The organism is Nocardia sp. AB354 (assembly GCF_049538315.1).
Lineage (GTDB): Bacteria > Actinomycetota > Actinomycetes > Mycobacteriales > Mycobacteriaceae > Nocardia > Nocardia nova.
The window spans coordinates 25,344-44,615 of record NZ_JBMVFU010000030.1 but is presented as its reverse complement, the minus strand read 5'-3'; the positions used below and the strand labels follow the sequence as shown (position 1 = coordinate 44,615).

General features: G+C 66.4%; 15 protein-coding genes. 8 read left to right on the top strand and 7 right to left on the bottom strand.

The window, feature by feature from the left end; genetic code table 11:
* The first annotated feature begins 75 nt into the window (after positions 1–75).
* The 6 genes from mtrA to ACPCUW_RS30830 all read left to right on the top strand — a co-directional run bounded on the left by mtrA (position 76) and on the right by ACPCUW_RS30830 (position 8,013).
* Positions 76–753, top strand: coding sequence for an MtrAB system response regulator MtrA (gene mtrA / locus ACPCUW_RS30855; RefSeq protein WP_030515021.1), 678 nt, complete (start codon positions 76–78; stop codon positions 751–753).
* Positions 750–2,669: an MtrAB system histidine kinase MtrB gene (gene mtrB / locus ACPCUW_RS30850; protein WP_423428720.1), complete on the top strand. Its 1,920-nt coding sequence runs from the start codon at positions 750–752 to the stop codon at positions 2,667–2,669. The genes mtrA and mtrB overlap by 4 nt, the downstream gene beginning before the upstream one ends.
* Complete coding sequence (gene lpqB / locus ACPCUW_RS30845) at positions 2,666–4,477, top strand: MtrAB system accessory lipoprotein LpqB (RefSeq protein ID WP_063010778.1); 1,812 nt, start codon at positions 2,666–2,668, stop codon at positions 4,475–4,477. Before mtrB ends, lpqB begins: the two co-directional genes overlap by 4 nt.
* 488 nt (positions 4,478–4,965) lie before the next feature.
* Complete coding sequence (locus tag ACPCUW_RS30840; protein WP_423428718.1) at positions 4,966–5,610, top strand: ComF family protein; 645 nt, start codon at positions 4,966–4,968, stop codon at positions 5,608–5,610.
* A gap of 333 nt (positions 5,611–5,943) precedes the next feature.
* Positions 5,944–6,603, top strand: a complete 660-nt coding sequence (hpf, locus tag ACPCUW_RS30835; RefSeq protein WP_369829573.1) for a ribosome hibernation-promoting factor, HPF/YfiA family — start codon at positions 5,944–5,946, stop codon at positions 6,601–6,603.
* A 117-nt stretch (positions 6,604–6,720) separates the two neighbouring features.
* Complete coding sequence (locus tag ACPCUW_RS30830) at positions 6,721–8,013, top strand: acetyl-CoA C-acyltransferase (protein ID WP_423428716.1); 1,293 nt, start codon at positions 6,721–6,723, stop codon at positions 8,011–8,013.
* An 8-nt stretch (positions 8,014–8,021) separates the two neighbouring features.
* On the opposite strand, the gene bluB is transcribed toward ACPCUW_RS30830, so the two are convergent.
* The 6 genes from bluB to ACPCUW_RS30800 all read right to left on the bottom strand — a co-directional run bounded on the left by bluB (position 8,022) and on the right by ACPCUW_RS30800 (position 15,004).
* Positions 8,022–8,651, bottom strand: a complete 630-nt coding sequence (gene bluB / locus ACPCUW_RS30825; RefSeq protein ID WP_030515028.1) for a 5,6-dimethylbenzimidazole synthase — start codon at positions 8,649–8,651, stop codon at positions 8,022–8,024.
* Between the two features lie 87 nt (positions 8,652–8,738).
* Positions 8,739–9,995, bottom strand: coding sequence for a fatty acid desaturase family protein (locus tag ACPCUW_RS30820; protein ID WP_423428714.1), 1,257 nt, complete (start codon positions 9,993–9,995; stop codon positions 8,739–8,741).
* 96 nt (positions 9,996–10,091) lie between these two features.
* Entirely contained in the window at positions 10,092–11,492 is a 1,401-nt protein-coding gene (locus ACPCUW_RS30815) for a fatty acid desaturase family protein (RefSeq protein ID WP_423428712.1), read from the bottom strand.
* 244 nt (positions 11,493–11,736) lie between these two features.
* Positions 11,737–12,906, bottom strand: a complete 1,170-nt coding sequence (locus tag ACPCUW_RS30810; protein ID WP_423428766.1) for a ferredoxin reductase — start codon at positions 12,904–12,906, stop codon at positions 11,737–11,739.
* 84 nt (positions 12,907–12,990) lie between these two features.
* Positions 12,991–13,599, bottom strand: coding sequence for a DUF6912 family protein (locus ACPCUW_RS30805; protein ID WP_393533227.1), 609 nt, complete (start codon positions 13,597–13,599; stop codon positions 12,991–12,993).
* Positions 13,586–15,004 carry a WS/DGAT/MGAT family O-acyltransferase gene (locus ACPCUW_RS30800; protein WP_423428710.1) on the bottom strand — a complete coding sequence of 473 codons (1,419 nt, stop codon included), beginning with the start codon at positions 15,002–15,004 and terminating at the stop codon, positions 13,586–13,588. The genes ACPCUW_RS30805 and ACPCUW_RS30800 overlap by 14 nt, the downstream gene beginning before the upstream one ends.
* 381 nt (positions 15,005–15,385) lie before the next feature.
* Here ACPCUW_RS30800 and ACPCUW_RS30795 point away from each other — a divergent pair, with 381 nt between their 5' ends.
* Together ACPCUW_RS30795 and secA are read left to right on the top strand one after the other, a co-directional pair.
* Positions 15,386–15,736 carry an Rv3235 family protein gene (locus tag ACPCUW_RS30795; protein ID WP_423428709.1) on the top strand — a complete coding sequence of 117 codons (351 nt, stop codon included), beginning with the start codon at positions 15,386–15,388 and terminating at the stop codon, positions 15,734–15,736.
* Positions 15,737–15,987: 251 nt separating this feature from the next.
* Positions 15,988–18,825: a preprotein translocase subunit SecA gene (gene secA / locus ACPCUW_RS30790; protein ID WP_423428707.1), complete on the top strand. Its 2,838-nt coding sequence runs from the start codon at positions 15,988–15,990 to the stop codon at positions 18,823–18,825.
* Positions 18,826–18,855: 30 nt separating this feature from the next.
* Here secA and ACPCUW_RS30785 read toward each other — a convergent pair whose 3' ends face one another.
* Complete coding sequence (locus tag ACPCUW_RS30785) at positions 18,856–19,263, bottom strand: winged helix-turn-helix transcriptional regulator (protein WP_063010762.1); 408 nt, start codon at positions 19,261–19,263, stop codon at positions 18,856–18,858.
* Positions 19,264–19,272 lie beyond the last annotated feature (9 nt).

Sequence of the window (19,272 nt, the reverse complement as noted above, 5' to 3'; positions counted from 1 at the left end):
GCATGTGCGTCGGTAATGTAACCAGTGTTGGCGTGGTTGCCCGTTCCGAGCCGGAGAGATGACAACATAGTAATTATGAAGCCGAAGATTCTGGTCGTCGACGACGATATGGCGCTCGCCGAGATGCTCACGATCGTCTTGCGCGGCGAGGGTTTCGACCCCCATGTGGTCGGCGACGGCACGCAGGCGCTCACCGCGGTCCGGGAGCTACGCCCGGATCTGGTGCTGCTCGACCTCATGCTTCCGGGCATGAACGGTATCGACGTGTGCCGGGTGCTGCGCGCCGATTCCGGTGTGCCGATCGTGATGTTGACGGCCAAGACCGACACGGTCGACGTCGTCCTGGGCTTGGAATCGGGTGCCGACGACTACATCGTCAAACCCTTCAAGCCGAAGGAGCTGGTCGCGCGGGTGCGGGCGCGGTTGCGCCGTACCGACGACGAGCCGGCCGAACTCCTGTCGATCGCCGACATCGTCATCGACGTGCCGGCCCACAAGGTGACCCGCAGCGGTCAGCAGATATCGCTGACTCCGCTCGAATTCGATCTGCTGGTGGCACTGGCGCGCAAACCGCGGCAGGTGTTCACCCGTGAGGTGCTGCTCGAGCAGGTGTGGGGTTACCGGCACGCGGCCGACACCCGCCTGGTGAACGTGCACGTGCAGCGACTGCGGGCCAAGGTCGAGAAGGATCCCGAGAACCCTGAGATCGTGCTGACCGTTCGTGGCGTGGGCTACAAGGCCGGACCGCCGTGATCGCAGGCTCCAGAAGCCGCGTCGAGCGGCTGCTGGCAGCCGTGGTGGCCTGGTTCAAATCCGTCGGAGAATCGCTGGGCCACACGTGGCGGCGATCGTTGCAGTTGCGCGTGGTGGTCTCCACGCTCACTCTGTCGCTGATCGTCATCACGATCCTCGGTGTGGTGCTGACCAGTCAGATCACCGACCGCCTCCTGGACGCGAAAGTCAATGCGGCCGTTGAGGAGATGAGCCGCGCTCGCAATACCGTCGAGGCGCAGTTGACGGGCGTTTCCGATTCGAGCACCCAGGCGGTCCGGCTGCAGGACGCCGTGCGCGCGCTGTCGACCGGCAGCAGTTCGTCCGCCGGCGGCGCCGGAACCTACAACGTCGCGCTGGCGATGGTGGGCGACGGCCAGCAGGAGGTGACCGCCGGGCCCATCACGGAGGTGCCGGCCGAGTTGCGCCGGTTCGTCCAGCAGAACCAGGTGAGCTATCAGTTCGCGACGATCTCGGATCCGGACGGTTACCGCGGGCCGGCGCTGATCATCGGCAGCCCGAGCTCGGAGGTGCCGACCCTCGAGGTCTATCTGATCTTCCCGCTCAACAACGAGCAGCGCAGCCTGAGCCTGATGCGCGGCACCATGCTGATCGGTGGCATCGTGCTGCTGCTGTTGCTGGCCGCGATCACCGCGCTGGTGGCCCGGCAGGTGGTGTTGCCGATCCGCTCGGCCGCCCGGATCGCCGGACGTTTCGCCGACGGCCGCCTCAAGGAGCGGATGCTGGTCCGGGGTGAGGACGATATGGCCAGACTCGCCATGTCGTTCAACGAGATGGCCGAAAGTCTGTCCAATCAGATCACTCAGCTCGAGGAATTCGGCAATCTGCAACGCCGCTTCACCTCCGATGTCAGCCACGAACTGCGAACTCCGCTCACGACGGTGCGCATGGCCGCCGACCTCATCCACGGATCCAGCGACGAACTCGATCCGGCGCTGGCCCGCAGTGCCGAACTGCTGGTGACCGAGCTTGACCGGTTCGAGGGTCTGCTCAACGACTTGCTCGAGATCAGCCGCCACGACGCGGGTGTGGCCGAATTGCAGATCGAATCGCTGGATGTGCGGATGTGCGCGCGGGCGGCGGTCTCCACGGTCCGGCATCTGGCCAAAGACGCCGGCTGCGAACTGGTGGTGGACCTGCCCGAGGAACCGCTGGTCGCGGAGGTCGACCCGCGCCGCGTCGAACGCGTGCTGCGCAATCTGCTGGCCAACGCCATCGACCACAGCGAGGGCAAACCGGTCCTGATCCGCATGCGTGGTGACGTCGACGCCAACGCCGTCGCGATGGTGGTGCGCGATCAGGGTGTCGGACTTCGGCCCGGTGAGGAGAAGCTGGTCTTCAATCGCTTCTGGCGGTCGGATCCCTCGCGGATGCGCCGTTCCGGCGGTACCGGCCTGGGTCTGTCGATCAGCGTCGAGGACGCCAATCTGCACGACGGCCGGCTCGAGGCCTGGGGGGAGCCCGGGGTGGGCGCGAGCTTCCGCCTCACCCTGCCACTGGTGCGCGGACGAAAACTCGGACCGAGCCCGCTGTCGCTGGAACCGCCCAAGCGGCGGCTGGCCGAGCTGCCGGCCGGGTCGGTGGAGGCGGCGGACGCGCTCGCGGAACCGGCGGACGATGCGCTCGCCGACCCGGCGGACCCGGCCGCGAGCCGGGCGCCGGCGGACGGGCTCGACGGTCACGCGGTCGTTGCCGGTACCGTCGAAGCGGATGCCGATGCCGAGCCGTCGGCGCGGACGACGCCGCCGGCCGCGGACGCCTCGGAATCGCCGGACGGTGAACCGGGGGCCGAGCGGACCTCGCCGAAGCCGGCGGGTGAGAGCGCGGGCGGCTCGGACGACTCCGCACTCGCCGACAAAGAGGACATCAACCCATGAACCGCACCCGTCTGGCAACGCTGCTCGCCGCGCTGTTCAGCTGCGTGCTGGTCCTCGCCGGCTGCGCCAATCTGCCGGATTCCTCGGCGCCGCAGGCGTTGGGAACGCTCAACCGTCAGCCGACGTCGACCGGCCCACATCCGCCCACCTCCGGGCGGGACCCGGATCTGTTGCTGCACGACTTCCTCGACGCCACCGCCGATCCGGCCGACCACCATCGAACGGCGCGGCAGTACTTGACGCCGGGGGCCGCGGAGGGTTGGGACGACAGTGCGCGCACCGTCATCGTCGACAAACCCGACACCCTTCGGGAGTCGAGGTCGGACGACTCCGCGACCTACCGCATCCGAGCGCGAAAACTGGGTGAGCTTGCCGCAGACGGGTCCTTCCGCGCCCAGGACAATACGTACGAGACCAGAATCGAGATGAGCAAGGTCGGCGACGAGTGGCGCATCAGCCAGGTGGAACCGGGCGTGGTAGTGGACAGCTCCGCGTTCTACAAGTCGTATCGTCGGTATCCGCTGTATTTCGCCAACAGCCCCGGGACCACCATGGTTCCCGAGTTGCGTTGGATCTCGAGCCCCAAGGACCAACTGACGCAGCGGCTGGTAGGACTGCTCGCCGCGGGCCCACAGCCGACCCTGGCACCGGCCGTGCGCAATATGCTCGCCCCGCCTGTCAGCGTGCGCGAAGGTATCACCAAAGCCAACGGCGAACCGGATAACGTCGGCGTCGGGCTGGGCGGGGTACGCATAGATTTCGCCGGTGCCTCGGCTCTTGATGCGCGCGGTAAGGAAATGCTGGCAGCCCAGGTGGTACTGACACTGGCAGGGGCGGATATCCCCGGCCCCTACGTGTTACTCGCCGACGGCAAGCCGCTGGACGACCGGTACGCAGGCGTGGGCTGGTCGTTGGACGACGTCAGTGCAATGAACCCGACAACTCCCACAGGAGATCGGTCCAACCTCCATGCGTTGCGGGATGGCTCGCTGGTTGCCGTGGATGTCTCCAAGGGGCAGATCGTCCGTATGCCCGGATACTTCGGTGCCGCCCGAAATCTGCAGTCGGTCGGATTGTCGGAAGACGGAAAGTTGATCGCCGCGGTCGCCGAGAGCGGCGAGCCTGCGCCCGCGCCGAAGCACACCCTCATCATCGGCAGCTATGACGGCGCTTCCACATTCTCGGTCGTCCAGGGCGAGACCATCACGCGGCCGTCATGGACCTCCAATGGCGAGGCCGCGTGGGCGGTGGTCGACGGAACTCGGGTGATCCGAGTTGCGCACGATCGCGGCACCGGCAACGTATCGATGCAGGACATCGATACGTCGATGCTGACTTCGGGTGAGGCGAACAGCACCGACCCGGTGCCCCGTCTCCCGATCACCGATCTCAGTATCTCTCGCGACGGAACGCGTGCAGCGATCATCGCCGGAGGCAAGGTTTACCTCGCTGTCGTGATTCAGCATCCGGATGGCAAGTTCGCACTGGTGTCGCCCAGGCCGGTGGCGGTCGATCTGAGCACAACGGCCGTATCCATCGACTGGTCCACTCCTGATTCTCTCGTTCTGGCACGAGAAGGAGACGTGAACCCGGTGGAGTCGGTCTTCATCGATGGTTCGGAGCTGACGCCACTGTCCAGTCAGAACCTGACTCCACCTGTCCGCGTGGTGAGTGCTGCCCCCGGTATTCTCTACGCCGCCGATTCACGTGCGGTAATGCAACTGCAGTCGACAGGACCGTCGGCGGACCGGTTTTGGCGTGAGACGCCGGGGCTCGGTGCGAACACGGTGCCGGTTCTGCCGGACTGAACAATCGATCCGCGCCATAATCCGTTGTGCTCCAAAGGATCTCGATGTACTGTCGGCTGCGGCCCGACGAGTTCGTCGAGCTCGGGGGTTTGTTCAGGGAGGGATTCGAATGTTCCGCAAATTGTCTGTCGCCGCAACATCTGCACTTGCCGTTGCTGTTGTCGGTATCGGGGTCGCGCACGCCGCTGACCTGCCCACTCCGGAGGGAACAGTGTTCACGGGCGAATATGCGCAATATGACTGCGCCAGGGCGTTGGAGCAGGACCTCAATGCGCTCAATGGGGCGGCGCAGGGTACTTGTGACCCCGACGGGTCAGGCGGGTGGGTGCTGCACATCGGCACACACTGACGGCGGGAACTCTGGTCCGTCCAGCAACTAGCGCGCGGCCTGGGCATCCGGAACCGGATGCCCAGGCCGTTCGTCGGTTCGGGGCCAATTGAACCTTTCCCGAGCGCTACCTGTCGGTGGCCTCGGCCAGACTGGGCCGATGCGGACGCTGCTGGATTTGGTCCTGCCGCAGTACTGCGGGGGATGTGGATCGGCCGGAATCGGATGGTGCGGGGAATGTGCCGCGACACTGAGCGCGGAGCCCATGCGGGTATGGCCGCGCACCGATCCGGGGGTGCCGTGCTGGGCGTTGAGCGGATACGCGGGTCCGGCCCGGCGCGCCGTGGTGGCGGCCAAGGAATCGGGCCGCCGGGATCTGATCGCACCGCTGGGCCGGGCACTGGCCCGCGGTATCGGCCTGCTGCGGGCTCCCGGCCGCCCGCTGATTCTGGTTCCGGCGCCGAGCCGCCGGGTCGCGGCCCGGCGTCGTGGGGGCGATCCGGTCCTGCGGACGGCGCGCGTCGCGACCGGTTGGCTGTCCGATTGCCATCTCGCACCCGTGCTGTGGGCGCGCGGTGACGTGCGCGACTCCGTCGGACTGAGCGCGCGAGCGCGCCGGGACAATCTGGCGGGCCGGCTCGTCTGCCGCATCGGTGCGACGTCGGCCCTGCGGACCCTCGCGGCCGCCGACATCGTACTGGTAGACGATGTTCTCACCACGGGCGCGACCGCAGCCGAATCGGTGCGGGTTCTGGCGCTGGCCGGGCTGAACGTGCGGGCCGTAATGGTGACATGCGCCGCGTGAGTGGGAGAAATTTGCGTGAACAGTGGCGGACGGATCGTTGGCGTAATAGCGTTGCTGACAGAGCGATCTGACACCCGAACCCAGAGTTTGGAGGTGGCGACTCGGACGACTTCGTACCGAGCATTCCGGCATGAGTGGCGGGCCACGGGTGGCAGTCTGCAAGCCCTTTCCGAATCCCGCGCAACCTCTCCCGGTCGGCTCGGTGCGGTTGCTAACCCGCCGCACATGGAGTTGTGCGGCCAGATCCGGGAGGTACGCGTGACGACTTCACGACCTTCAGTGAAAGAAGCAGATCCCTCGACCGGTACGGGCACCCAGCTGGGTTCCGGTGAACTGAACGGAGCCGAACAGACTATTTCGGATGTGCCCCGGACGCCCGAAGCGGACGTCGTGGTCAAGGGACGTAACGTCGAGGTACCCGATCATTTCCGCATTCACGTCGCGGACCGACTCTCCCGTCTGGAACGTTTCGATCCGTCGATATACCTCTTCGATGTCGAGCTGTTCCATGAACGAAACCGCCGCCAGCGCAAGAACTGTCAGCGTGTCGAGATCACCGCGCGCGGCAAGGGCCCGGTGGTCCGGGCCGAAGCCTGTGCCGACAGTTTCTACGGCGCACTGGAATCCGCGGTGGTCAAACTCGAGGCCCGATTGCGGCGCAGCAAGGATCGCCGCCGGGTGCACTACGGCGAGAAGACACCCGTCTCCGTCGCGGAGGCGACGGCCGCACTGGTCGAGGACACCCTGCCCGCCGGCGCCGACGGATCCGAGCCGGCCGACCGCGCCGACACCGAATCGAGCGAGTACGCCGGGCCGGGGCATATCGTGCGCACCAAGGTCCATTCCGCGACTCCGATGTCGGTGGACGACGCGCTGTATCAGATGGAACTCGTCGGCCACGATTTCTTCCTCTTCCACGACCGCGAAACCGACCGACCGTCGGTGGTCTACCGCCGCCACGCCTTCGACTATGGGTTGATCAGGCTGACGTAACGAGTTTTCGGGAGCTGGACGGCCGGGGCCTAGAGCCCCGGCCGTTCGTCGTTCACCGGGCCGGCGAGATTACCGTGACATCTTGTATCGGCATCTTGCTCGTCCTACTGTAAAGGCATGGCCACCAAGCGTTCTCGCCGCGCCGTCATCGTCGCGGGTGCTCGTACCCCGTTCCTGCGCGCCTTCACCGACTACACGCGGATGGACACCATCGATCTGGGTGTCCTGGCGGTGGGCGGGCTGCTCGAGCGGACCGGACTGCCCAAGAATCAGGTGCAGGCGATGGTGTGGGGCGGGGTGATCCTGCCGAGTGCGGCGCCCAACGTCGCGCGGGAGATCGCCCTGGATCTGGGACTCGACCACGGTTGCGAGGGCTACACGGTCACCCGTGCGTGTGCCTCCGGACTGCAGGCGGTGACCGCGGCGGCGGCCGCCATCGAACGCGGGGAATACGACATCATGGTCGCCGGAGGCAGCGATTCCACCAGCAATGCCGAGGTGAAGCTGCCGCAGAAGATGGTGCACGCGGCCGCGCCGCTGGCCCTGGGTAAGCCGAAGCCGAAGGACTATCTGTCCGCGGTGGCGCAGCTGGCGCCGTTCACGGATCTGCTGCCGCGCCGGCCGAAGATCGCCGAGCGCACCACCGGCGAGGTGATGGGGGAGTCGGCGGAGAAGATGGCCCGCATCAACGGCATCACCCGGGAGCAGCAGGACGCCTTTGCCGCCCGCTCGCATCATCGCGCGGCGGCGGCGATCAAATCCGGCCGGTTCGACCGGGAGGTACTCGCGGTCGCCACGCCGGACGGGAAGGCGGTCACTCGCGACGGACTCGTGCGCGCGAACACCGGTGTCGAGAAGCTGGCGACCCTCGCCCCGGTCTTCGAGCGGGACGGGACGGTGACGGCGGGCAACGCCAGCCCGCTCACCGACGGCGCGGCCGCGGTGCTGCTGATGAGCGAGGAGAAGGCGCGCGCCCTGGGCTTCGAACCGCTGGCGGCCTTCCGGTCCTGGAGTTTCGTCAGCGTCGACCCGTCCGATCAGGTGCTGATCGGTCCGGCCATCTCCATGCCGCGGGCGCTCGACAAGGCAGGGCTGGCCCTGTCGGACATCGATGTCGTCGATATCCATGAGGCCTTCGCCGCCCAGACCCTCTCGGTGGTGTCGGCCCTGGGCAGCGACGCGTGGGCCAAATCCCGGCTGGACCGCGACAGCGCCGTCGGCGAGATCGACCCGGACATCCTCAATGTGCACGGCGGTTCGATCGCGATCGGCCACCCCTTCGGCGCCACCGGTGCGCGCATGGTGACGACCATGGCCAACGAGCTGGCACTCACCGGGAAGAGCACTGCGCTGCTGGGCATTTGCGCCGCGGGAGGGCATGGCGCGTCCGCGGTCCTCGAACGGGTGTAGGCAGGGCGCTAGTACCGCTCCCAGTGGATCGCGTCGTCGAGTGGACGCCGGTCGCGCCAGCCGAACCGTTCCAGATCCGGCGTGTGCTGGAATTCGTGCACCGGGCCGATGCACAGCCACGCGACGGGACGAATGCCGGCGGGCAGCTCGATCAAGTCGGTGAGGAAGGGTGCGTCGTAAAAACTCACCCAGCCGACGCCCACCCCTTCGGCGGTCGCGGCCAGCCACAGGTTCTGGATCGCGAGAACCGTGGAGTACAAACCGGTTTCGGGGACCGTCGCGCGACCGAGGATCTGCGGGCCGCCGCGACTGTCGTCGTGGGTGACGACTATCCCGGTGCCGCTCTCGGTGATGCCCTCGATCTTGATCGGCTCGAAGGTGCGGGCTCGCTCCGGTGGCAGCGAATCGCGGAATTCGACGCGCTTCTCGGCGACGTGTGCGGCGAAGCGCGCCAATGTCGCCGGGTCACGCACGACGACGAAATCCCACGGCTGCGAATTGCCCACGCTGGGTGCGCGATGGGCCGCGTCGAGGATTCGGAGCAGGGTCGCATCGTCGACGAGATCGCCGGTGAATTCGGCACGCACATCGCGCCGCCGCCGGATCACGTCGTAGATGCTGGATTCTTGCGTTGACACCGGTTCAGTCAATCAGGCCCGGACGTGGGCAGACGAAAGGGGCTCCCCGGATATCGAATCCGGAGAGCCCCTTCTGTTCGGTGATCGCTAGGCGGCCGAGCCGACCGTCTGCCGGCGTTCCGCCACCCGGCGCCTGCCTTCCTTCAGCGCGGTGCGCAATCCGCGCCGGCGCCCGGTCACCGGGTCGACCGTGCCGATGCCACCGAATGCGCGCTCGGACTTGGTCTCGGGAGCGTCGTCGGTGCCACGGCGCAGATATTTGTTGGGCAGCGACAGCTTGATGATGGTGCGCCACGATTTCGCGTACTGCACCGGCAACGAGCCGCTGGTGTAGGGCAGGTCGTATTTGTCGCACAATTCCCGCACGCGCACCGAGATGGCCCGCAGCCGGTTGCTCGGCAGGTCCGGGAACAGGTGGTGCTCGATCTGATGGGAGAGGTTGCCGGTCATGAAATGCATGACCGCGCCGCCGGTGATATTGGCGCTGCCCAGCATCTGGCGCAGGTACCACTCGCCCTGCGTTTCGTTGTCCACATCGCCCTTGGTGAACTTCTCCGCACCGTCGGGGAAGTGGCCGCAGAAGATCACCGCGTTGGTCCACACATTGCGGACGATATTGGCGGTGATATTGGCCGTCAGCGTGGACAGGAAGGCCGGTCCGGTCAGCAGCGGGAAGATCACATAATCCTTCGCCGCCTGCTTGCCGACCTTCTTCAGCACGACCTTGCGGTCCTGCTCGAATTGCCGGCGTTCCGGAGAATCGGCCGGCCACTTCTTCTTCGCGACCTTGCCCAGCTCCAAATGCTGGATGGCCACGCCGTATTCGAAGAACATCTGCAGCAGCAGGTTGTAGACCGGCTGTCCGAGATAGAACGGCGTCCACCGCTGATCGCGCGTCACGCGCAGCAGGCCGTAGCCGATGTCGTCATCCATACCCAGCACGTTGGTGTACTTGTGGTGCAGGTAGTTGTGCGTGATCTTCCAGTGTTCCGACGGTCCGGCGTTGTCCCACTCCCAGTTGGAGGAGTGGATTTCCGGATCGTTCATCCAGTCCCACTGGCCGTGCATGACGTTGTGGCCGATCTCCATGTTCTCGATGATCTTGGCGGCCGACAACATCGCCGTGCCGGCCAGCCAGGCCGGCGGCAGGAAACTGGCGAACAGCGTGGCGCGACCCCCGATTTCCAGGGCGCGCTGCAAACGGATCACGTTACGGATGTAGCGGGCGTCGTTCTCGCCTCGGGAGGCCTCGATTTCGCGACGGATCGCATCCAGCTCCGCGCCGATCGCTTCTACATCCTCTGGAGTGAGGTGGGCGTATTCCTTGACATCCGAGATCGCCATGCCGGTTACACTACCGTAGGTTACGGTCCCGTAGGTTGTCTCCGGATCGGATTACAACTGTGGCGTATACCGCATTGTGATCGTGACCGATATGGCTTAGGTTAGTCGCCTTCGCTGTTGCCGCAACCGGACGCGAACGGTCGCTCGTCCCCGCAGTCCGCGGCGCCGGAGTATCTGCTTCTCGGCCCGAGCCTTTTCCTGCAGAGCGAGCTTGGCTTCGCGCAGCGCCTCCTTTTCCTGCCGTGCCTTCTCGCGCAGTGCGGCCTTGGCTTCCACCATTGCCGACCGCAATCCCTGCCGCCTTCCGGTGAGCGGGTCGACGCCGGACAGCGGCTCTTCGGTACCGGCCGTCAACGGGCGGGTCAGCAGCGAGAATTTGCGTTCCGACGACGTCTCCGGGGCGTCGTCCGCGGTCCGGCGCAGGAATCGGTCGGGCAGCGCCAGTTTGTGAATCGTGCGGAACGCCAGGGCATATTGTTTGCCCAGCGATCCCGTGGTGTACGGCAGGTCGTACTTGTCGCAGAGTTGGCGGACCTGTTCGGCGATCTCCGGATACCGATTGCTCGGAATGTCCGGAAAGAGGTGATGCTCGATCTGGTAGCACAGATTGCCGCTCATGAAGGCCATCGCCGTGCCGGCCTGGAAGTTGGCACTGCCCAGCATCTGCCGCAGATACCATTCCGCCCGGGTTTCGTCCGCGAACTGCTCCTGGGTGAATTTCTCGGCGCCGTCCGGGAAATGCCCGCAGAAGATCACGGCGTACGCCCACAGATTGCGGATCAGGTTGGCCGTCGCGTTGGCCTTCAGCGTCGCTTTCCAGCCCGGACCGCTCAGCAGCGGAAAGACCACGAAGTCCTTGGCGACCTGGCGGCCGGCCTTGCGCAGGAACTGCCGGTTGGGTTCGGACAGCAGGTCGCTGCGCGGAACTCTGGTCTGCTGTTTCTCGATCTTCAGATCGTGCAGGGCGATACCCCACTCGAAGAGCGCGGCCAGGATCAGATTCGCCACCGGCTGAGCGAGATTGATCGGCTTCCACTCTTCGTCGCGGGTCATGCGCAGGATGCCGAAGCCCACGTCGTCGTCCATGCCGACGATGTTGGTGTAGGTGTGGTGCGAGAAGTTGTGCGCCCGTTTCCACTGTCCGGAGGTGCCGGTCATATCCCACTCCCAGCTGGTGGAGTGGATCTCCGGGTCGTTCATCCAGTCCCATTGCCCGTGGCTGACGTTGTGCCCGAGCTCCATATTCTCGATGATCTTGGCCACCGACAACATCGCGGTGCCCGCGACCCAGGCCCATTTGTTGCGTCCGGCGAACAGGACCGCGCGGCCGGCGGCCTCGAGCGTGCGCTGGGCGCGGATGGTGCGCCGGATGTAGGCGGCGTCGCGCTCACCCAGCGATTGCTCGACCGTGCGGCGGATGGTGTCGAGTTCCTGCCCCAATGTGTCGATATCGGCAGCCGTCAGATGCGAATACGCCTTGATGTCGGTGATGGCCACGGTCCTGCAATGCCTCCGCTTCGCTCCGGCGGTGTCGAATGAATGCCTCTGCATCGCGTCGGCGGGCCGGTATCGGATTGCCTCCGCTGCGCTTCGATGGACTGCCTCCCCCGCGCTTCGGCGGCATGGGCTCCGCTGCGCTTCGGTGGGAGGTCTCGGTCTTGTCCTCTTCAGAGTATCGGTAACCGGTGGTGATCGCTCGCGCCGCCGCGGGGCGAACGGGTGAACACCACCGGAACGCGACTCACACGTCCAGGGTGCAGTCGCCGGCCGCGGCCGAGATGCAGGTCTGGATTTTCTCCCCGGCCTGGTGTTCGGCGCCGTTGCGCAGATCGCGCACATGTCCGTCGGTCAGGGTGACCACGCAGGTCTGGCAGATACCCATCCGGCAGCCGAACGGCATCTGCACGCCCGCGGCCTCACCGGCCTCGAGCAGGCTGGTGGCGCCGTCGACCTCGGCGCTGCGATCGGTGCGGGCGAAGGTGACCGTGCCGCCCTCGCCGACCGCCGAACGTTCCACCTCGAACCGCTCGACATGCAGCTTGTCGCTGATACCCGCTGCGGCCCAATGCTTCTCGACATCGTTGAGCAGACCGGCCGGACCGCAGGCCCAGGTCTCGCGCTCGCGCCAGTCCGGGAATCGGCTGTCGAGATCGGCCAGATCGAATTTGCCCTGCTCGCCGGTGAGGTGGATGTGTGCGGTGAAGCCGGGATGCTTGTCGTGCAGCGCCCGCAGTTCCGCGCCGAACATGACGTCCTCGGCGGTCCGGGCGGAGTGGATGTGCACGATGTCGTCCATCGCGTCGCCGTCGGTGCGGTCGGCGGCGCGGCGGTCCATGGTCCGCAGCATCGCCATCACCGGGGTGATGCCGCTGCCGGCGGTGATGAACAACACCTTCGCCGGCGGGGGCTCCGGCAGGACGAATCCGCCCTGCGGCGCGGCCAGGCGAACCACCGTGCCCTGCGGCACGCCGTTGACCAGATGGCTGGACAGGAAGCCCTCCGGCATCGCCTTCACCGCGATCGAGATCACTCGTTCGGCGCGGTTGTCGCGATGGGTCCAGTCCGGCGGGCAGGTCAGCGAATACGACCGCCAGTGCCAGCGCCCCTCGACCAGGACACCGATGCCGATGTACTGACCGGGGGTGAAGGTGAAATCGAAACCCCAGCCCGGCTTGATCACCAGGGTCACCGAATCGGCGGTCTCCTTGCGGACCTCGATGATCCGTCCGCGCAGTTCCCGCGCCGACCACAGCGGATTCACCAGATGCAGATAGTCATCGGGCAGCAGCGGGGTGGTGATGCGGGCCGCCGCGCCGCGCAGCGCGTCCAGGCGCGTCCGCCCGGCCATCTTCGCGTCGGCGACCGGGGCCTCGAGCCATGCCCGCAGGCCTTGTACCGATTTCGACACCATCGTGCGAATGCTCATTTCCTGTGATCACGCGCCTGCGGCGCACCCTTCGAGCCAAGGTTACGGCATCGTAGGTTAGCGGGCGGATCAGAGGAGGTCGAGCAGGAACGGCAACTCCTGTGCCGCGTACCAAGCCAGCTGGTGATCCTCCGCGTCGCCCAGCACGAATTCCGCGTCCGGATCGCCCAGGTCGGCCGCGTCGACGACGTCGACGGCCTTCGCGACCTGAGGTTCGGCCTCGGCCAGATCGACGTGCACCGAGGCGATGCGCTTGTAGGTGATCGGCCCGGACAGCCGGACCACCGCATCGTCGAGATCCGGGCGCAGGGTCGTGCCCGTCACATCGGCGGCGATCACGGCACGGCGGTAGACGGGGGCCGAATACGACGATCCGGTGTCTTCGGCGGCGTCCGGATCTGTTCCGTCCTCCGGTTCGGCATCGCCGTCGTCGGCGTGCAGCAGTGCGGATTCGCGTTCCTCGGCGAGCAGCCGCAGCGATGCGCGCGCCGCCTCACCCATCGCCACCTCGGCCAGTTCCTCGTCGTCGCCGGAGGCGTAGGCCTCGCGCAACGCGGGGGTGACCGCGAAGGCGGTGTCGTTCACCGCGCGAATTTCGCGCTGCGCCACCAGCTCTCGGAGCATGGCGATGGTGGCCGGGACATAGACGCGTAGCTTGCCCTGATCAGACGCAGGCACCGAGCATCTCCTCCATGGATTCGCGCACCGCCGCCGCCAGTACGGCGATATCGGCCATCGCCTCGCGGTCGGCATTGAGACCGTAGAACACACGTCCGTCGTAGGACGTGATTCCGATGCTCGACGCCTGATTGCGCAGCAACGGCGATACCGGATACATCTCCAGCATCCGTGCGCCGCCGATATACATCGGCCGCTGCGGACCCGGGGCGTTGGTGATCACCAAGTTGAATGTGTGTTCTGCGAACGTACTCGCCGCCCGCACGCTCATCGCGTGCAGGCTGGCCGGGGCGAAGCCGGCCATGTGAACCAGGGTGCGCGCCCGCACGGCGCGCCGATGCCGGGCATTCTCGGCCGTGGCATGCGAGATGTGCGACAGCCGCATCACCGGATTCTGCTCTCCCACCGGCAGATCGATCAGGAACGAGGAGACCTCGCTGGCCGGGCTCACGTCGTCGGGTGCCCCGTCGACGTAGACCGACATCGGTACCACCGCGCGCAGCACCGCCGATCCGACCAGCACCTCACCGCGCGATTGCAGGAATATCCGCAGCGCGCCGGTCACCACGGCCAGGATGGCGTCGTTGATGGAGCAGCCGAAGTGTCTTCGAATGCGGCGATAGTCCTCGAGGTCGGTCCGTGCGATGTCGAACCGGCGGCACCGCGAGATCGAGGTGTTGAAGGGGCTGTCGGGCGCCGTCCGCCCGGCCGCGCGCACCCGGTCGACCGCGGCGTCGACCGCCTTGCCCGCGGCCGCCACCACCGCCGACGCGTTGGCTCCGGCATCGCGGACGACTTCCCATGCCGTCGCGGGCTGGGTCGCTATTTCGGCCAGTGACATGCCCAGCAGTTCCATGTCGCCGGGTTCGCGGTGGGCCACCCAGGTATCGGGTGCGACCACCCGCGGCGAGGGCCCCGAGTCCAGGATGACGTGGCCGATCTCGAGCGCGGTCTCACCATCCACCAGCGCCGAATGGGTTTTGGTGAAGATCGCGCAGCGGTCCTCGGACAGGCCTTCGATCAGATACATCTCCCACAGCGGCCGGCTCGGGTCGAGCGGTCGCGACGACAGCCGCCCGACCAGTTCGTAGAGCTGCTCGTCGGAGCCCGGAGCCGGCAGCGCCGATCGCCGCACGTGATAGGTGAGGTCGAAGCGGCTGTCCTCGACCCAGACCGGGCGCCCCACCTTGAACGGGACCTCACGGACCTTGCGGCGGTAGCGGGGCACCATCGACAACCGGCTGTCGACCAGGTCCAGCAACGTCTGGTAGTCCACGCACGGAGATCCGTCGCCGGGGTCCTCGGGGGCGACGCGCACGATCGCGAGAGAGCCGATGTGCATGGGATTGCTGCTCGACTCGAGCCGGAAGAACGACGCGTCCTGCGGCGTCAGTCTCGTGATCACGCTGTCCGGGCTCCTCTCCGTTGCCGCTCTCCATTGTGGAGTGACACAAACCTTGCGCGCGTGACTGTGTGGGACTTGTCGCGTCGGCGTCGGAATTCCGCCGTCGTCGACGCCGCGCATGGCATGCTGGTTCGATCCGTGCCCAAGCATGCCGACCAGGGGGAGTGTCGAATGCTCGAGTCTTCTGCAAGCCCGGTATACACCCGTCGCGCCCGCCGCGCGCCGGTATTCGAACCGCCGTTGGATCCGAGGAGTTCCGGTGGCGCGACTGCGGGAAAGTCGCTCGATCGGGGGACGGCCGCGCACGTCGTGCCGCGACTGCGGACCCCGCGCCGGTCCGCGCACGACGGCCGCTCGCCGGGGTCCGGCGCGGGTGTGCCGGTGTCGTCCGACATATGCGGCGGGGACGAGATCGGTACAGCCGCAGCGCAGTTCGCGGAGCGGTCGCTGCGCCTGGTGCTCGAGGTCATCGACGGGCGGCGTCCGCTCGGGCAGTTACGTCCGGTGGTGGAGCCGACCGTGCTGGCCGCCGTCGAAACGCTCGCCCGCACCGCCGCCGCGGAGCGCCGCCTCGGTACGGCGGTGCTCGTCACCGTGAAGCTCGCCGAGGTCACCGCGAGTGCTGCGGAGGTGTGCGGCGGATACGAGCGGGGGCAGCGCCGTTTCGCCGTCGCCGCGCGGCTGGTGCTGCGCCGCGGGCATTGGCGGATGAGTGCCTTGCGCATGCGGTGATCGCGGGCGCGTGTCGTGCCGAAGTGTGATCGATCACTGCCGGGCCCCGATGGGCCGCGGCTGTCCGTGGATGTTCCGACGCGGCGGCGCCTACGATGGAGGCCGCATTACCATGGACGATGCCGCTTATCCGCGCGCCGGGGATTTCGCCCATACGATGTGGCGGGGCTTCGGTATGCCGCGAGTAGTGCGGTGTGCCGAAGATGTAGCACTGCAAGACGACAACATCGACCAGAGGACTGACGAGACCCGTGCCTGCGCTGACACTGACGAGGTTGCTACGTTTTGGTGAGGGTCGCACCGTCAAGCGGCTCGCGCATCTGGCCGACGAAGTTCTCGGTCTGGAAGACGAGTACGCCGATCTCACCGACGCGGAACTGCGGGCCAAGACCGACGAATTCAAACAGCGCTACATCGACGGCGAATCTCTGGACGAGTTGCTGCTCGAAGCTTTCGCCACCGCGCGCGAGGCCTCCTGGCGCGTGCTGAATCAGAAGCATTACAAGGTGCAGGTGATGGGTGGCGCGGCCCTGCACATCGGCAATGTCGCCGAGATGAAAACCGGTGAAGGTAAGACACTCACCTCGGTGCTGCCCGCCTATCTCAACGCGATCAGCGGCGACGGCGTCCACATCGTCACCACCAACGACTATCTGGCCCGTCGTGACTCCGAGTGGATGGGGCGCGTGCACCGTTTCCTCGGCCTGCAGGTCGGCGCGATCCTCTCCGGGATGAGCCCCGCCGAGCGGCGTGCGGCCTACGGCGCCGATATCACCTACGGCACGAACAACGAATTCGGCTTCGATTATCTGCGCGACAACATGACCCATTCGCTGGACGATCTGGTCCAGCGTGGGCACAACTTCGCCGTGGTCGACGAGGTCGACTCGATTCTGATCGACGAGGCCCGGACGCCGCTGATCATTTCCGGCCCGGCCGATGCGTCGAGTAAGTGGTATGCCGAATTCGCCCGTATTGCACCGCTTTTGAAGAAGGATGTGCACTACGAGGTCGACATCAAGAAGCGCACCATCGGCGTGCACGAGGCCGGTGTCGAATTCGTCGAGGATCAGCTCGGTATCGACAATCTGTACGAGGCCGCCAACTCGCCGCTGGTCAGCTATCTGAACAACGCGATCAAGGCGAAGGAACTCTACGTTCGCGACAAGGATTACATCGTCCGCAACGGCGAGGTCATCATCGTCGACGAATTCACCGGCCGCATTCTGGTCGGCCGTCGCTACAACGAGGGCATGCACCAGGCCATCGAGGCCAAAGAGGGCGTGGAGATCCAGCCGGAAAATCAGACGCTGGCCACTATCACGCTGCAGAACTATTTCCGCCTCTACGACAAATTGTCCGGTATGACCGGTACCGCCGAAACCGAGGCGGCCGAGCTCCACCAGACCTACGGCCTCGGTGTCGTGCCGATCCCCACCAACAAGCCGATGATCCGTATGGATCAGGCGGACCTGATCTACAAGACCGAGGAATCGAAATTCGCCGCGGTCGCCGACGACATCGCCGAGCGGCACGAGCAGAACCAGCCGGTGCTGATCGGTACCACCTCGGTGGAGCGGTCGGAGTACCTGTCGAAGCTGCTCACCAAGCGCGGCATCCCGCACAACGTGCTGAACGCGAAGTTCCACGAACAGGAAGCGCAGATCATCGCCGAGGCCGGCCGTCCGGGCGCGGTCACCGTGGCGACGAATATGGCCGGCCGTGGTACCGACATCGTGCTCGGCGGTAACCCCGACATCATCACCGATACGCTGCTTCGTCGGCAGGGCCTGGATCCGGTCGAGACGCCGGACGACTACGAGGCCAACTGGCTGCCCGCGCTGGAGCAGGTCAAGCGGCAGGTCGAAGACGACGCCGATCTGGTGCGCGACGCCGGCGGCCTCTACGTGCTGGGCACCGAGCGGCACGAGTCGCGACGTATCGACAACCAGCTGCGCGGTCGTGCCGGCCGCCAGGGCGACCCGGGCGAGTCGCGCTTCTACCTCTCGCTCGGCGACGAGCTGATGCGGCGCTTCAACGGTGCGGCCCTGGAGTCGATCATGACCCGGCTCAACCTGCCCGACGACGTGCCGATCGAAGCCAAGATGGTCTCGCGGGCGATCAAGAGCGCCCAGACCCAGGTCGAACAGCAGAACTTCGAAATCCGCAAGAACGTTCTGAAGTACGACGAGGTGATGAACCAGCAGCGCACCGTCATCTACGCCGAGCGCCAGCGCATCCTGGCCGGCGAGGATATGGAGGGCCAGGTTCAGTCGATGATCACCGACGTGATCACGGCCTACGTCAACGGCGCCACCGCCGAGGGCTACGTCGAGGATTGGGATCTGGCCAAGCTGTGGACTGCCCTCAAGACGCTGTACCCGGTGGGCATCGAATACCAGGATCTGACCGGTGAGACCGAAGACGGTGAGATCGGCGAACTGAGCCGCGAGGAGCTGCTCGACGCCATTCTCGACGACGCGCACGACGCCTACGCGCGGCGTGAGAAGGAGATCGACGATCTGGCCGGCGCGGGCAGTATGCGCAACCTGGAGCGCCAGGTGCTGCTGTCGGTCCTGGACCGCAAGTGGCGTGAACACCTCTACGAGATGGACTACCTCAAGGAGGGCATCGGCCTGCGCGCGATGGCGCAGCGCGATCCGCTCGTCGAATACCAGCGCGAGGGTTTCGACATGTTCGCCGCCATGCTCGAGGGCCTGAAGGAGGAGTCGGTCGGCTTCCTGTTCAACCTCCAGGTGGAGGTTCAGCAGGCTCCCGAACCGCAGCCCGCGGTCGGTGCCGGCCTGCGTTCCCCGGTGGGCGCCACCCATCCCGCCCCGGCAGTACCCCAGGGCAACGGCGCCGCCGAGAACGCCCCGGCGGCTCTGCGCGCCAAGGGAATCGACGAATCCGGCCCGCGCGGCCTCAGCTTCTCCGGTCCGGACGAGGGCGGCCACGCCGAAGTCCGCAGTGCCGCTCAGGAATACGGCGACACCCCCTCGACCGGCATGACCCGCCGCGAGCGTCGTGAAGCGGAACGTGACCGGTCCAAGCAGTCCAAGCCCCCGAAGTCCAAGCGCCGCCGGTAATTTCGGCGAACGATACCCGGCGAGAAGCCGCTACGCGGTTTCGGTCTGCTGGTCGTAGTGTTCGCGGGCGGCGTGGACGTGGTCCATGTTCTCCTCGGCCCAGTCTTTGACCGCGCGCATCACCGGTAGCAGTGAGCGGCCGAGTGGGGTTAGTTCGTAGTCGACGCGAACCGGGACCGCGGGAGTGACGGTGCGGCAGACCAGGCCGTCGCGTTCGAGGTTGCGCAGGGTTTGGGTGAGCATCTTCTGGCTGATGCTGGCGAGGCGGCGTTGCAGGTCGCTGTAGCGCTGGGGGCCGTCGGCGAGGGCATTGACGGCCAGGCTCACCCATTTGTCGGCGATGCGGTCGAGTAGTTGGCGTGCGGGACATTGCGCCAGGTACGCGTCGTATTCGACGCCGGCCTGGGCGCGGCGTTGGGCGGCGGTTCGGGTGGCCACGGCTCTCCT